General features: G+C 56.3%; 14 protein-coding genes and 1 pseudogene. 3 read left to right on the top strand and 12 right to left on the bottom strand.

Features of this window, described 5'->3' with window-relative positions; genetic code table 11:
- The 4 genes from PM2_RS30630 to PM2_RS01915 form a co-directional block, all read right to left on the bottom strand.
- Window positions 1-1,467 (bottom strand): P-loop NTPase fold protein (locus PM2_RS30630; protein WP_028698983.1); only part of this gene is annotated, 1,467 nt, incomplete at its 3' end.
- Window positions 1,467-1,781: a hypothetical protein gene (locus PM2_RS31470; protein ID WP_233425949.1), complete on the bottom strand. Its 315-nt coding sequence runs from the start codon at window positions 1,779-1,781 to the stop codon at window positions 1,467-1,469. The genes PM2_RS31470 and PM2_RS30630, both read right to left, overlap by 1 nt.
- 81 nt (window positions 1,782-1,862) lie before the next feature.
- The gene (locus tag PM2_RS31465; protein ID WP_233425948.1) at window positions 1,863-2,459 is read right to left on the bottom strand and encodes a hypothetical protein; all 597 of its coding nucleotides are present in this window, start codon (window positions 2,457-2,459) and stop codon (window positions 1,863-1,865) included.
- Window positions 2,452-4,104: a hypothetical protein gene (locus PM2_RS01915; protein ID WP_028698982.1), complete on the bottom strand. Its 1,653-nt coding sequence runs from the start codon at window positions 4,102-4,104 to the stop codon at window positions 2,452-2,454. Before PM2_RS01915 ends, PM2_RS31465 begins: the two co-directional genes overlap by 8 nt.
- Before the next feature lie 180 nt (window positions 4,105-4,284).
- Here PM2_RS01915 and PM2_RS31460 point away from each other — a divergent pair.
- The 3 genes and pseudogenes from PM2_RS31460 to lptF all read left to right on the top strand — a co-directional run.
- Window positions 4,285-4,383 (top strand): annotated as a pseudogene (locus PM2_RS31460) (pilin assembly protein); the annotation flags it as partial.
- A gap of 277 nt (window positions 4,384-4,660) precedes the next feature.
- On the top strand, window positions 4,661-5,074 hold the full coding sequence (locus tag PM2_RS01910; protein WP_016712966.1) for a DUF4398 domain-containing protein: 414 nt from the start codon (window positions 4,661-4,663) through the stop codon (window positions 5,072-5,074).
- A 50-nt stretch (window positions 5,075-5,124) separates the two neighbouring features.
- A complete protein-coding gene (gene lptF, locus PM2_RS01905; protein WP_016712967.1) occupies window positions 5,125-5,916 on the top strand; it encodes a lipotoxin F family OmpA-related lipoprotein LptF in 792 nt (263 codons plus the stop codon).
- A gap of 166 nt (window positions 5,917-6,082) precedes the next feature.
- Here lptF and PM2_RS01900 read toward each other — a convergent pair whose 3' ends face one another.
- The 8 genes from PM2_RS01900 to wspR all read right to left on the bottom strand — a co-directional run bounded on the left by PM2_RS01900 (window position 6,083) and on the right by wspR (window position 13,809).
- Window positions 6,083-6,409, bottom strand: a complete 327-nt coding sequence (locus tag PM2_RS01900) for a PA3694 family proteiin (protein WP_003252219.1) — start codon at window positions 6,407-6,409, stop codon at window positions 6,083-6,085.
- Window positions 6,406-7,329, bottom strand: a complete 924-nt coding sequence (locus PM2_RS01895) for an alpha/beta hydrolase (RefSeq protein ID WP_016712968.1) — start codon at window positions 7,327-7,329, stop codon at window positions 6,406-6,408. The genes PM2_RS01900 and PM2_RS01895 overlap by 4 nt, the downstream gene beginning before the upstream one ends.
- The gene (locus PM2_RS01890) at window positions 7,301-8,578 is read right to left on the bottom strand and encodes a flavohemoglobin expression-modulating QEGLA motif protein (protein WP_028698981.1); all 1,278 of its coding nucleotides are present in this window, start codon (window positions 8,576-8,578) and stop codon (window positions 7,301-7,303) included. Before PM2_RS01890 ends, PM2_RS01895 begins: the two co-directional genes overlap by 29 nt.
- Before the next feature lie 39 nt (window positions 8,579-8,617).
- On the bottom strand, window positions 8,618-9,166 hold the full coding sequence (locus PM2_RS01885; protein WP_016712970.1) for a hypothetical protein: 549 nt from the start codon (window positions 9,164-9,166) through the stop codon (window positions 8,618-8,620).
- Window positions 9,167-9,195: 29 nt separating this feature from the next.
- The gene (locus PM2_RS01880; protein ID WP_016712971.1) at window positions 9,196-9,900 is read right to left on the bottom strand and encodes a TetR/AcrR family transcriptional regulator; all 705 of its coding nucleotides are present in this window, start codon (window positions 9,898-9,900) and stop codon (window positions 9,196-9,198) included.
- A 96-nt stretch (window positions 9,901-9,996) separates the two neighbouring features.
- Window positions 9,997-11,499 carry a lysine--tRNA ligase gene (gene lysS, locus PM2_RS01875; protein ID WP_016712972.1) on the bottom strand — a complete coding sequence of 501 codons (1,503 nt, stop codon included), beginning with the start codon at window positions 11,497-11,499 and terminating at the stop codon, window positions 9,997-9,999.
- 93 nt (window positions 11,500-11,592) lie between these two features.
- Window positions 11,593-12,688, bottom strand: a protein-coding gene (gene prfB / locus PM2_RS30625) for a peptide chain release factor 2 (protein ID WP_097083287.1) whose coding sequence is annotated in 2 segments (ribosomal slippage) — window positions 11,593-12,615 and window positions 12,617-12,688 — 1,095 coding nt in all. Because the reading frame shifts where the segments join, the coding sequence is not laid out codon by codon here.
- A 116-nt stretch (window positions 12,689-12,804) separates the two neighbouring features.
- Window positions 12,805-13,809: a Wsp signal transduction system regulator diguanylate cyclase WspR gene (gene wspR / locus PM2_RS01865; protein ID WP_028698980.1), complete on the bottom strand. Its 1,005-nt coding sequence runs from the start codon at window positions 13,807-13,809 to the stop codon at window positions 12,805-12,807.
- Window position 13,810 lies beyond the last annotated feature (1 nt).

Below are 13,810 nucleotides of genomic sequence, written 5' to 3'. Positions count from 1 at the left end.
TTCATAACTATTATTAGGGCTTTCGAAAGCAGCATTCATCAACTCAGAAAAGCTACCTTTAAACACCAGACCTTCAAAATATTTCTCCAAAGACTGACCAACGTAAGGGTTAGATGGCCACTGAAAAATACTATCTTTATCTAGAACCCCATGAGCCGGATAAAAATCACTGAAGAACTTATCAATTATCGGTTGTATTTCTTTTTCCTTACCAAGACCATAATAAAGAAAAGCAACAGAATCCAAGTCTTCCAATGTAAACTTATCAAGCCCCACCTTGATAGCTTTATCGAACGCCAGCAAAACCTCTGGCTCATTATCGAAAAATGAAGAATTATAAAGTTTCCAAGCATCACGAAGAACAGCTATGTCGTTATTGTGGCGAATCTCTCTTTCGATTTCTTCTACAATTTTCTTTATCAAATCTTCGTCTGCATAACCTTTCTTGACGAGATTTATAATAGCCAAGTCAAATTCGCTACATCTTGCAAATCCATACTCTTGAAGAAATGAAGTTTTTTCTGCCTCTAGTCGAGCAGCTTCAGCATCCTCACCTGTAGATTCTGGGTCTGGTAACCGTAGACGTCCCGAATGCCCGTGAGAGAGAATAAACTCTAAATCTACTTTTGAGTTTCGCTCACCATAAATAGCCAAAACCGCTAATGGCAATATTCTACACGCCTGTTCAATCACAAGACTTTGACTGCCCTTCAATTTCTCACTAAGCAGACTTGCAAACAGCTCAATCTTCTTGAGCAAGCGTATATTATTTATATCAAGAAATTCGCAATTTTCGCTAATCTTTTTTAGCAAAGTATTATTTGCATCAAAAATCAGACCAACCGAATCTTTAGTTGATGGACTATACAAAACCTCGTAATCAAAAACCTTTTCGCTGAAGGTAAAAAACTCATCACTCTTCTCCAGAGACCCCTCATTAAGAATGAGGATAACTGAACAATCTTTAGACTCAACCAGATTTGAAACCAAACCTAAAACGTCTCTCGCTGATAGCGATTTACCTCGACGTTCAAAATCGTCGATACAGATGATGGTATCTGACACCAAAGAATACTGAATTGAATCAATTACACCACCAAAACTTCCCACAAATGGAATTTTAGCTTCCTTCCCAAAGCTAAATATTTTTCTCAGCCCGCCTAGTGCATCGCTAAAATCTAACTTCTTTAGATTTTCGATGACAGAATCTTTACTGGTGACAGTATTCGCCTTAGCAGATGGCACCGTATTCTCAAAAATCGAACGCTTCAAGTCGGCCAGTGAGTTAATACCGAACAATGACACATATGAGTAATTACCACGACCAAAATTTGAGCTATATTTCTTGATTATGGAGTTCCAAAGATAAGTCTTACCAGTCCCCCACTCCCCTTTCAAGACAATTGCAGAACCCGTTTTCCTAACGGCGAAATCATGTAATGCTTTTTCAACCTGAATAACAGACATCAATTAACCCCTTGAGCTTTATCATCATCCCTTATGAAAGCCGGATATTGCCGAGGATGCTGGATAAGAATGTATTTTACAAATTTCTGCTTCAAAGCTTCATCTAAGGCACTTTGAAAATCAGCTATAGAATGAAGAGGTGACTCATCAACCAGCAGAGACCGCCAATGAATGTTTGTGTCACCATCTGCCATCTTCAGTAGTTTTTCCATGGCTCTATGTGCCATATTCCCTGTATCTGGACGGACGACGAAGCTTTGACTGATGTACTCATCATCTACTTCCGTATTTTCTTCAATCTCGCAAGTGTTCATAATCGAAAGGGTTTTGGGCGAAAATCTGTATTGTTTTTCACCATTGAAATCACGAAGATAAACGTCTTCAATTTTTGCTTTCTAAGTCTCCACGCTTTCATCACTGCCATGCATCTTGTCTTTTTTTAATTTTAGATAAAGACCTACACCCTCCCCTAGCTGATAATTCATGTCACCCGCTAGGAGACTCATCAAGCTATTAGATATAGCAGTGAAAAAGTCGATTCGATAATTTTTGTTAAATCGCTCGAACAACGAAATGTCAAACAACATCCAAAGGCCGTGATACTTCCACGCAAACAAGACAGGCAGCCCAAGCATTTCACCATACTTGAGCAATTTTTCCCTGTCTTTCGCTCTGAGAGTGAGGATTTTTTCTTGCTTAGTTTTGACTTCGACGAGAACCCTATACTGATTATTTGCAGTGTTGAAAACTGCCAGTAAATCGGGAACCTGATAGGTTTCTCGGGAAGATTTCGGAATTTGCTGCTGATCCAGTTTATGGACCAGCGAACACTTCCCGAGCCAGCTACAGATAACGGCGAATTCATCCTCGGCTGGTAGCCCTAGGTCAAGACGCTTCACACGTTGGATAACTTCCTCTGGTTTCTCCCACCCACATTGTTCAAGTGCTTCATGAAGGACGCGACTTCGATCCATCAGCGTAACCTCATCCATGTGCAAAATCCTCATCATCGCAAAGCAGGGGAATTTCATCGGGAGTAATTGAGATCATCGATTCACTAGAATGATTTGCCAATCCGATGCACCATAGACTCCCCCTATCATCTTGACGGATACTGGAGAAAAAAACCATGTCAAAACATGAAACCCTTTTAGTCATCATTGGCATCCTAATTAAGTTGCCAAATAAATCTATTATGGGAGCTTTCTGAATTTTGACTTCTGACTCTTCTTCTGAGCAGAACACCTTAATGCTCTCACGCTGTGCATCAGCTATACGAGCAGTGAATATCTTTTCGCCATAATCAAGCTTCCGTACAACCTCACCTTTGTACAGATTGCCGTATAGCTCAACAAATCTTTCATCTTGTCTTGTCAACTCCAACCTTTTCAAAACCACCTGTCCCGAGAGCTTTGACGCTATCGTTCGGGAAAACTCAGCTATCTCCACAATTTCTTTCAATCGGGAAAATAATGATGAGTAGTCTGTTTCAGTTCCCTCCCAAAGCCGCAAAGGCTTTCCGTTCAAGACAATCTCGATTACCACACTTGAATTTGGATACCTCAGTAAGAAATCATAGGCCCGCTTAATACGATAATAATGACTCAAGTTATCAAGCGACTGCCCCAACCACCCAGCAACATCAAACGTAAAGCTTGCATCTACCGTGGACTCACTACGAATGAAGTAGCGATATGTGAAAAAACCACCTAACGCAGAGCCTTCGATATCGAATTGCTTGGAGCCTCTTCCCATCAGAGATTCAGTAGAGGCAAACTCGAACTCCTGCCCATCACCTTTAAAATAGATGGTCGTCTCAAGTCGTCTTTTAAGAGGGGTCAGTGTCAACGTCCCTCCATCACTCACTTCACTAAGATGCTCAAAAAGCTTAGACCCGACAAATTTAAAATTTTTGGTAGGTATGTGGATGGAGTCGCCCAATTCTTTCATGTGTTGCCATGCCAAATCAGCGGCTTCAACTGCATCATCATTGAAAACCATCTGAATTTCTGGAGCGGGACTTACTACGGGAATCAACTGATGCACCACCGCATCACTCGTAGCAGTAACCTCCACTCTAAAATTTGGATCAAGGCTATTTATGGAATCCTCATAACCTTCAACAACGGCTGAAACGTCAAAACTAGCTGGACTACCAGATTTACAAATCAAAAAAGTAGTAGCTTCGATAATACCAGCACGAATTTTGTTTTCAGCCTCAAACGGTGCCATCGGAATTACGCCAACCAAAGACGAAACGTAGGCTTGATGAACAGCCTTCATTTCTCTTAAACGATCAGCCGTATGGAAGGTTTCTTCGTTATCGATCAGCTTGGAGCACGAATAACACATCCAGATGCCGTTATCGAAGTGTTTTCTTTCGGCTTTGGTTTGGTTTGGGTCATACCGTTTAGCCCCCGGTCCAGAGGCAGCGGCACAAATATGTGCAGCGACTCCAATGCTGTTTTTCCTGTCACCAGCATGAGTTGAGCCGACCGTGAAGACACGGCAACGCGAACACAGGTTTGCAGCTCTTACCAGTAGCTCGATTTTGGTGGTTTCAGAAAAGTCATCACGGGTGCCAACGCTCGGCCCTTCTCCCACGACCTCAACCGCCTTGCTCTTCCTTGGTGCCATCGCTCGTAGCTCGCCATCATTCAGAAGGAATCCTATACAGGCGTTTTAACATCGAACGCTCAGGCACACCACGAAACGGTGCTGAGCTTGTCACCCTGATGAGACCACTGCTTTCCACAGACTTGGTCTAAGCTGAGCTGTGCTGGCTTACCTCGACTGCGAAAAATTTCCTTTGTAGCCCCGCTTTCCGAAGATATAGGGCCTACCCCACGCTTTCTGTCGCTCTCGCGCCAGCACCTGCACAGCCTAAGCAACACCGCTGCCGACAGCGACAAATAACCCACGCGCCACCGTTCCGGGCCTGCTTGAGGCCCGGAATACCGCTCCCACCCGCGAAAGTTCAAGAACATTCTCACTGACCAATCAGTCAGAAATAATCGCTCGTGCGGATCACTTTTTTCGGAACCATTCGAAAAACGATCGAGTCGGAGCCAATAGCCATCACGCTAAAACCCTGCACACCTGTCCTTGTGCACCGTTCAGCTGAAGCGCACGGAGTTGTCAGGGGAATGAGCGATGGACTGCTACGGACATCGTCGTAATCAGGAGTGATCCAATGGAGCTGACCACCATGAAAACCCGCACTAGCAAACTGTCATCCACTCACGTGCGCGGGTTCAAGCTGGCCGCGCTGGCCCTGGGCAGTAGCCTGGTCCTGGCCGGCTGTGCTGGCAACCCGCCTACCGAGCAGTATGCCGTTACCCAGTCCGCCGTGAACGCCGCCGTCAGCGCTGGCGGAACCGAGTTCGCCGCCGTGGAGATGAAAGCGGCCCAGGACAAGTTCAAGCAGGCCGAAATCGCCATGCACGACAAAAAGTATGACGAAGCCAAACTGCTGGCCCAGCAAGCCGAGTGGGACGCACGCCTCGCCGAACGCAAGGCCCAGGCGGCCAAGGCCCAGAAGGCCGTGCAGGACGCCCGCCAGGGTGTCCAGGACGTACGTGAGGAAGGCCTGCGCAGCGCTCAATGAGCCCTGCCCCGCCAACCTTAGCCTTCGCACACGATCAAAGGATGAACACTATGCGCAATTACGTCATGATTCCCGCCCTGCTGGCCCTGAGCGTCGGCCTTGCTGCCTGCTCGCACGACCCTAACGCCAACCTGGAGGCGGCCCGCACCAACTTCTCCTCGTTGCAGAGCGACCCGCAATCGAGCAAGGTGGCGGCGCTGGAGACCAAGGACGCCCAGGACTGGCTTAACAAGGCCGACAAGGCCTACATGGACCGGGAAGACCAGAAGAAGGTCGACCAACTCGCCTACCTGACCAACCAGCGTGTCGAGGTGGCCAAGCAGACCATCGCCCTGCGTACCGCCGAAGGCGAGCTGAAAAACGCCGCTGCGCAACGCGCCCAGGCCAAGCTGGACGCCCGCGACGCACAGATCGCCAAGCTGCAGGACAGCCTCAACGCCAAGCAGACCGATCGCGGTACGCTGGTCACCTTCGGGGACGTGCTGTTCGACTTCAACAAGGCCGAGCTCAAGAGCAACGCCTACCCGAACATCACCAAGCTGGCCCAGTTCCTTCAGGAAAACCCTGAGCGCAAGGTGATTGTCGAGGGCTACACCGACAGCGTCGGTTCGGCCAACTACAACCAGAGCCTGTCCGAACGCCGCGCGGGTTCCGTGCGCATGGCGCTGGTGCGTGCCGGCGTAGACCCTGCCCGCATCGTCGCCCAGGGTTACGGCAAGGAGTACCCGGTAGCGGACAACGGCAGCAATTCGGGCCGGGCGCAAAACCGTCGGGTGGAGGTGACCATCTCCAACGACAACCAGCCGGTGGCGCCACGTTCGGTGAGCCAGGTCAGCCAGTAAGACCGGTTGGCTTAACCCAAGACCCCGCCTTCCTGGCGGGGTTTTTATTTGGGCGTTTGGTCTCGTGCCTTTAGAGATGTGGTGATTGGGAGACCGAGCGCCGCCCGCGCGGCGCATCGCGGGCGGCGCTCGATTTCCCAGGCGCCACAGAAATCACTTCGCTCCCTCACTGCACCTGCTGCGGTGTTTCCTCGCCCATGCAGCGCACGGCACGCTTGCGGTTGTCCACCAGCACGCCGGTCAGGCCTTTCTGCTGGGTGTCGAACAGCACCAGCACGCCATCGACGCACTGGGCCACTTGCGGCGCCGGGTCCAGCGAAACCTTGTAGTCCTCGCCCGGGATGGTCTTGAGCATGGTGAAGTCCTGCAACAACAGGGCATCCTCGGGTTTGGCGAAATGCAGGTAACCGTAGTACCACAAGGCCCCCACCGTCACGATGATGCTGCCGACGCCGGTCAGGATCAGCGGGATGGCGTTGCGCTCTTCACTCATTGCTTGTTCTTCTCGTCAGGGTAATTGGGCACTTCGGCCAGGCGCCGAAGGCCGTTGAAATGGCTGGGGTCGTCAAGGAAACGCAGCATCACCTGGCGCCAGGTAGGGTCGGCGAAGGTCTGCACATGGCCGCCTCGGGTCAGCTGCAGTACCCGTGGTGGCGGTGCGTGCTGGTACAGGCGGATGCCGTTGTCCATCGGCACCAGGTTGTCGTCGATGCTGTGGAAGAACAGCTTGGGCGGGCTGCTCAACTGCTCGATCGAACGGATTGCACTGTCGCCGTCCGGCACCAGCCACGACAGTGGCACCTGCAACGGCCAGGTCATCCATGACGTGCTGAGGGCATAGCGCCCTACCCCACGGTAACTGGCCGGTACGCCATCGAACACCAGGGCGCTGAAGCGCTGGCGCTGGTCGGGGTGGGCCGCCAGGTAGTGGATTGCCATGGCGCCGCCAAGGCTTTGCCCCAGCAGCACCAAAGGCTTGCCCTTGACCTCGGGTGCCTGGTCCAGCCAGGCCATGGCCGCCGCGATGTCTTCATACACCTCAGGCAGGGTCGGCGTGCCCTGCGACAGGCCATAGCCACGGTAATCGATCATCAGCACCTGGTAGCCCTGCTCCGGCAGCCAATAGCTACCCCCCAGGTGTCCAGGCAGGTTGCCGCCGTTGCCGTGCAAATGCAGTACCGTGCCCTTCACCTCGACACCCGCCTTGGCCGGCAACCACCAGCCGTGCAGGCGCAGGCCGTCCGACGTGACAAGGGTGACATCGCGGTAGTCGAGTCTGGCCCGTTCGGGGGTGAATGCCTGGCCACGCTCGGGATAGAACAGCAGGCTGCTGCAGCCGCCAAGGCCCAGCAGGACCAGGCCAAGCGCCAGCAGGCGGCAGCACTCAGAGAATGTTCGCGTAGTCGGCTTCAATACGGTCCAGGCTCAGGTGGTTGAGGAAGTTGGAGAAGCACATCCACGCCGACAGTGCGTTAAGGTCGCGGAACTGTTCGGGCAGGTACTTGGGCGGCTCGACCAGCCCCTCCTCCACCAACTGGCGCAAGGTACGCATGTCTTCCAGCGTGGTCTTGCCACAGAACAGCAACGGGATCTGTTCGAGCTTGCCCTTCTTCACGGCCAACTGAATGTAGTTGTAAACCATGATGAAGCCCTTGAGGTAGGACAAGTCCTTGGTGAATGGCAGGCCATTGGGCACCGAGCCGCGGAACACCCGGCTGGCGTTGCTGTAGCTCTGCGCCATCTCGAAGCCTTGCTCGCGGAAGAAATTGAATACCTGGAGGAAATCGGCGCCCTCCTCGACCATGTGGATGGCGCGGGTGCGGTTGGTGAGCTTGCGCAGGCGGCTGGGGTAGGAAGCAAAGGCGATGACCTCCATGAGTATCGCCAGGCCTTCCTGGGTTACCGTCGACGAGGGCGGGCCCTTGGCCAGGAAGGTGCAGATCGGCTGGTTCAGGCCGTTGAGCGTGGTACCCACATGGACCAGCCCTTCGTGCACTTCCAGGGCACGCACATCGCGGCTGTTGAACATGGCATCGGCGCGCACCTTGATGTAGTCGGCGCCAGCGGCGGCATCGGCAACGATCCCGTCAGATTCGAATACCCGAATGGTCTCCTCGGCTTCACCGAACACCTTGTTCAGCCGGCGCTGGAGGATATCTACGGCCTCCTTGGCGGTGAGGTTTTTCGGTTCGTCCTTGAGATCGCCACGGCCATCGATGTTGTTCAGGTAATCCGAGAGCATGAGGCCGAGGTCGGCCAAGGTCGGGTCACCGGCGTGGAAGGCATCGGAGGCGGCGCCGTACAGTTCCTGAGAGATGAGGCCGAAGTCCTCGGTGCCACGCGCTTCGAGCATGCGCACCACCATGCGGTATTCGCGGCACATGCGCTTCATGATCTGCCCGACCGGGTTGAACTGGCCAAGCTGGCGAATGATGTCGCGCTCGATGGCCTGGAACTCGGCCTTGACCGCGCCGGAGTCGAACGCCAGCGGGCGCGACTGGTAATAAGCGCGGTCGACGGCCGGCGGCTCCTTGCCCTTGGCCTTGAGGAAGCCTTGGCGAATGTTGTCGTCCCACTTCACCGCGTCCAGTACCCGGATCGGGGTCTGGGCTGCGACGATGCGGTCGGACAAGGCGCGGATGGTTTGCTGGTATTCGTCCACCGGGGACTCCTTACTGAAACAAAGGGCCGGTAAAGTTAACTACTTGCCGGAACGCTGGAACCGCGCCACTTCAACGAACAGGTCGGAGTTGGCCGGGTCATCCAGATAGGCCAGCACCCGCGCAGCCGGGCTGTCGATCAGCACGCCGTCGCCGTTGTCTTCCGGCACCTCGGTACCACGCCCGGTCAGTTCCTTCTTGTCCACCGCCTGCTGCACCTGCTCGACGTCCAGGTTGTACACCACCAGTTCCTTGCCATCGACGATATCGAAACCGCCAATCAGGAAGTTGCCACCCAGGCGCTTGGGCACGCCGGCCGACAGGTACCAGCGGTTGCCGTGGCGGGAGACGGTAAACACATATTCCTCAGGCTTCTTGCCCTTGGCCGTGGCAACGGCCTTATAGGCATCTGCACCGCTGCGGCTGATGGTCAGCTTCAACGGCTCGCCCCAGGCGTCCTTGCTGCTCCACTTGCCCAACAGGGCCTTGGGCGCCGCCTGGTTACTCGGCAACGGCTCATGGAAGGTCACCAGACAACCGCCCAGCAGCAGGAATGACAAAGTCAACAGCACCACACGCCAGGCTTTCATCAGGTTCTCCTTGAAAAGTCGGTCTCGGCTCAGGCCGATGCCAGCACCAGCTGCAGGTATCGGGTAAGCATAGCGAGCATCTGCCCATCGGCTTGCGCATTCGCATCCTTGAGCAGGCCCTGATATTCCATCTGCTCGATAATCGCCGTCAACATTTGGGCGTCCTGTTCCGGTTGCCGCGAGCCCACCACTTGCAGCAATTGCCGGGTCCCGTGCAACAGGATCTGCTCATGGGCGCGCACCAGCTCGGCCAGGCGTGGGCACAGCAATGCCTCCTGGCGGAAGGCCTGTTCGGCCATCAGGAAGTCGCGCCGGGTCAACAGTTGCCGCTGTACGTAGTCGGCCGTCATGCGGGCCACATCGTCAGCCAGCCGCGCCCGTGCCTGCGGGCTGCCGTCGCCCTGGGCCAGCAACTGGCGCAACACGACCTCGGTGTTGGCCCACAGCTTGGCCATGTAGGCCGCGCTGCGCTCGACGTACTGGGCAAAGGTGTCGGTGAGCAGGTCTTCGATGTCCTTGAAGTAGTAGGTGGTGGCCGACAGCGGCACACCGGCCTCGGCGGCCACGGCACGGTGGCGCACACCGCGCACGCCATCGCGCACGACTATGCGCATGGCGGCGTCGAGGATCAGCTGGCGGCGCTGTTCGCTGCCTTGGCGGGCAGTCTTGCGGCCTTGGTATTGCACGCTTTCGGCGACGGCGGTGGCGATGCCGGCGGCGCCCTGGTCAGGCATGGCGGGTGTCACAGGGGTTACCTCATGGGCCAGTACAGACAACATAAAGCTTCAGGCAAGAAAAAGCCGCCTCGAAAGGCGGCTCGTTCACATCACTCAGGCCTGCGGACGCATGTGCGGGAACAGGATCACGTCGCGGATCGACGGCGAGTTGGTCAGCAGCATCACCAGGCGGTCGATGCCAATGCCTTCACCGGCGGTCGGCGGCATGCCGTACTCCAGGGCACGCACGAAGTCGGCGTCGTAGTGCATGGCTTCGTCGTCACCGGCGTCCTTCTCGGCCACCTGGGCCAGGAAGCGCTCGGCCTGGTCTTCGGCATCGTTGAGCTCGGAGTAGGCGTTGGCGATTTCGCGGCCACCGATGAACAGCTCGAAGCGGTCGGTAACCGCCGGGTTGTCGTCGTTACGGCGGGCCAGCGGCGACACTTCGAACGGGTACTCGGTAATGAAGTGCGGCTGCTCCAGCTTGTGCTCGACCAGCTCTTCGAAAATCATCACCTGCAGCTTGCCCAGGCCTTCGTGGCCCAGCACCTTGGCACCGGCCTTCTTGGCGATGTCGCGGGCGCGGTCGACGTCCTGCAGGTCGGCAGCGGTCAGCTCCGGGTTGTACTTGAGGATCGAGTCGAACACCGACAGGCGGGCGAACGGTTCGCCGAAGTGGAACACCTTGTCGCCGTACGGCACGTCGGTGCTGCCCAGCACCAGCAGCGCCAGCTCGCGGAACAGTTCCTCGGTGAGGTCCATGTTGTCGCGGTAGTCGGCATAGGCCTGGTAGAACTCAAGCATGGTGAATTCTGGGTTGTGACGGGTCGAAACGCCTTCGTTACGGAAGTTGCGGTTGATCTCGAACACCTTCTCGAAGCCACCCACGACCAGGCGCTTGAGGTACAGCTCCGGCGCGATACGCAGGAACATGGCCATGTCCAGGGCGTTGTGGTGGGTTTCGAATGGCTTGGCGGCGGCACCACCCGGGATGGTCTGCAGCATCGGGGTTTCCACTTCGAGGAAGTCACGCTCGATGAGGAACTTGCGGATGTGCGAAATCACCTGCGAACGCACACGGAAGGTGTGGCGGGTTTCTTCGTTGACCATCAGGTCGACGTAACGCTGGCGGTAGCGCTGTTCGGTGTCGGTGAGGCCGTGGTGCTTGTCGGGCAGCGGGCGCAGCGACTTGGTCAGCAGGCGCACGTTGGTCATTTCGACGTACAGGTCGCCCTTGCCGGAGCGGGCCAGGGTGCCTTCGGCGCTGATGATGTCGCCCAGGTCCCAGGTTTTGACGGCGGCCAGGGTTTCTTCTGGCAGGGTCTTGCGGTTGACGTAGACCTGGATACGACCGGTCATGTCCTGGATCACCATGAACGAGCCACGGTTGAGCATGATACGGCCGGCTACCTTGACCGGGATCGCGGCTGCTTCCAGCTCTTCCTTGGTCTTGTCCGCGTACTGCTTCTGCAGGTCGTTGCAGTAGCTGTCGCGACGGAAGTCGTTGGGGAAGGCGTTGCCCTTGGCACGCTCGGCGGCAAGTTTTTCCTTGCGCAGGGCGATCAGGGCGTTTTCTTCCTGTTGCAGGTCTTGCGATTCGGTCTTGAGGTCGCTCATGTCGTCATTGTTTCCATCAGGTATTCGTTGCCCTTTTCGGGCAGGGCACGCGATACCGGCGGGTAGCCAGGTATCGCGGCAGTGGTGTGCGGCTTACAGCCCTTGCTTGAGGCTCGCTTCCAGGTACTGGTCGAGGTCGCCGTCCAGCACCTTCTGGCAATCGCTGCGCTCGACGCCGGTACGCAAGTCCTTGATGCGCGAGTCATCCAGCACGTACGAGCGGATCTGGTGGCCCCAGCCGATGTCCGACTTGCTGTCTTCCAGCGCCTGCGAGGCGGCGTTGCGCTTCTGCATTTCCAGCTCGTACAACTTGGCCCGCAGCATTTTCATGGCGGTGTCCTTGTTGGCGTGCTGGGAACGTTCGTTCTGGCAGGCCACCACGGTGTTGGTCGGCACGTGGGTGATACGTACGGCCGAGTCGGTGGTGTTCACGTGCTGACCACCGGCACCGGAGGAGCGGTAGGTGTCGATGCGCAGGTCGGACGGATTAATCTCGATCTCGACCTTGTCATCGATTTCGGGCGACACGAACACTGCCGAGAACGAGGTGTGACGACGGGCACCGGAGTCGAACGGGCTCTTGCGCACCAGACGGTGTACGCCGATTTCAGTCCGCAGCCAGCCGAAGGCGTATTCACCCTTGATGTGCACGGTCGCGCCTTTGATACCGGCGACTTCGCCTTCGGACAGCTCGATGATGGTGGCGTCGAAACCACGCTTGTCGGCCCAGCGCAGGTACATGCGCAGCAGGATGTTGGCCCAGTCCTGCGCTTCGGTACCACCGGACCCGGCCTGGATGTCCAGGTAGGCGTTGTTCATGTCCATCTCGCCGCTGAACATGCGACGGAACTCAAGCTGGGCCAGGTTTTCTTCCAGGCCTTCCAGCTCGGTCACGACGTCGCTGACGGCGCCTTCGTCATTTTCCTCGACGGCCATGTCGAGCAGGTCCTGGCAGTCGCCCAGGCCGTTGGACAGTTTGTCCAGGGTCTCGACGACCTGGGCCAGCATGGCACGCTCACGGCCCAGGGCCTGGGCGTACTCGGGCTTGTTCCAGACGTTGGGGTCTTCCAGCTCGCGGTTGACTTCGATCAGGCGGTCATGTTTGTGATCGTAGTCAAAGATACCCCCGAATTGACTGGGAACGCTCGGTGAGGTCCTTGATGGTGTTCAGGATCGGTTGGATTTCCATGGGCTGGCTACTCGTGCGAATTCGGTGAAAAGCCCGCGAGTATAACCGAGTCCGCCGCACGGCGGCAGACCCGCCGGGCAGTCAACAGCCGCGAAAAAACCAACAAAAAACCCATGTCAGGCGATGCCGACCTGGTTACGGCCGCCATTCTTGGCCAAGTACAGGCCTTTGTCCGCCGCAGAAATCAACTGCCGGCTATGGCTGCCAACGGTCGGGGTCTGGGTGGCCAGGCCAATGCTCACGGTCAGGTACGAGTCGGCCACTGGCGCCGTATGCGGGATGCCCAGCCCCAATACGGTCTGGCGCAGCTTCTCGGCCACCAGGCGCGCCCCGCCAGGCGAGGTGTTGGGCAGCACCAGGGCAAACTCCTCGCCGCCATAACGTGCCGGCAGGTCGGTGGGCCGCGAACACGAAGCCCGAATGGCTTCGGCGACCTGGCGTAACGCCTCGTCGCCGGCCAGGTGACCGAAGTTGTCGTTATAGGCCTTGAAGTAGTCGACGTCGATCATCAGCAACGACAACTGCTGCTGCTCACGCATCGCCCGGCGCCATTCCAGCTCCAGGTACTCGTCGAAGTGGCGGCGGTTGGACAGCCCGGTCAGGCCATCGGAGTTCATCAGACGCTGCAGCATCAGGTTGGAATCGAGCAACTGCTGCTGGCTGACGCGCAGGGCGCGGTAGGCCTCGTCGCGTTGCAGCAGGGTGAGGTACGAGCGCGAGTGGTAGCGGATACGCGCCACCAGCTCAATGGTGTCGGGCAACTTGACCAGGTAATCGTTGGCACCGGCGGCGAAGGCCGCACTCTTGACCAGCGGGTCTTCCTTGGTCGACAGAACGATGATTGGGATGTCCTGGGTCGCCGGGTTGTTACGGTATTCGCGCACCAGGGTCAAGCCGTCCAGGCCAGGCATGATCAGGTCCTGAAGGATGACCGTGGGCTTGATGCGCATGGCCTGGGCCACCGCCTGGTGCGGGTCGGCGCAGAAGTGGAAGTCGATGTTGTCTTCATTGGCCAGGCCACGCCGCACCGCTTCGCCGATCATGGCCTGGTCATCGACCAACAGCACCATCGCCGAGTTTTCGTTGGCGGTCGCGAAACCTTCGATCGGTAAATCATTCATA

This window comes from Pseudomonas monteilii NBRC 103158 = DSM 14164, assembly GCF_000730605.1.
GTDB lineage: Bacteria > Pseudomonadota > Gammaproteobacteria > Pseudomonadales > Pseudomonadaceae > Aquipseudomonas > Aquipseudomonas monteilii.
Note: the sequence above shows the minus strand (reverse complement) of the source record. Positions and strands in the feature narration are given on the sequence as shown.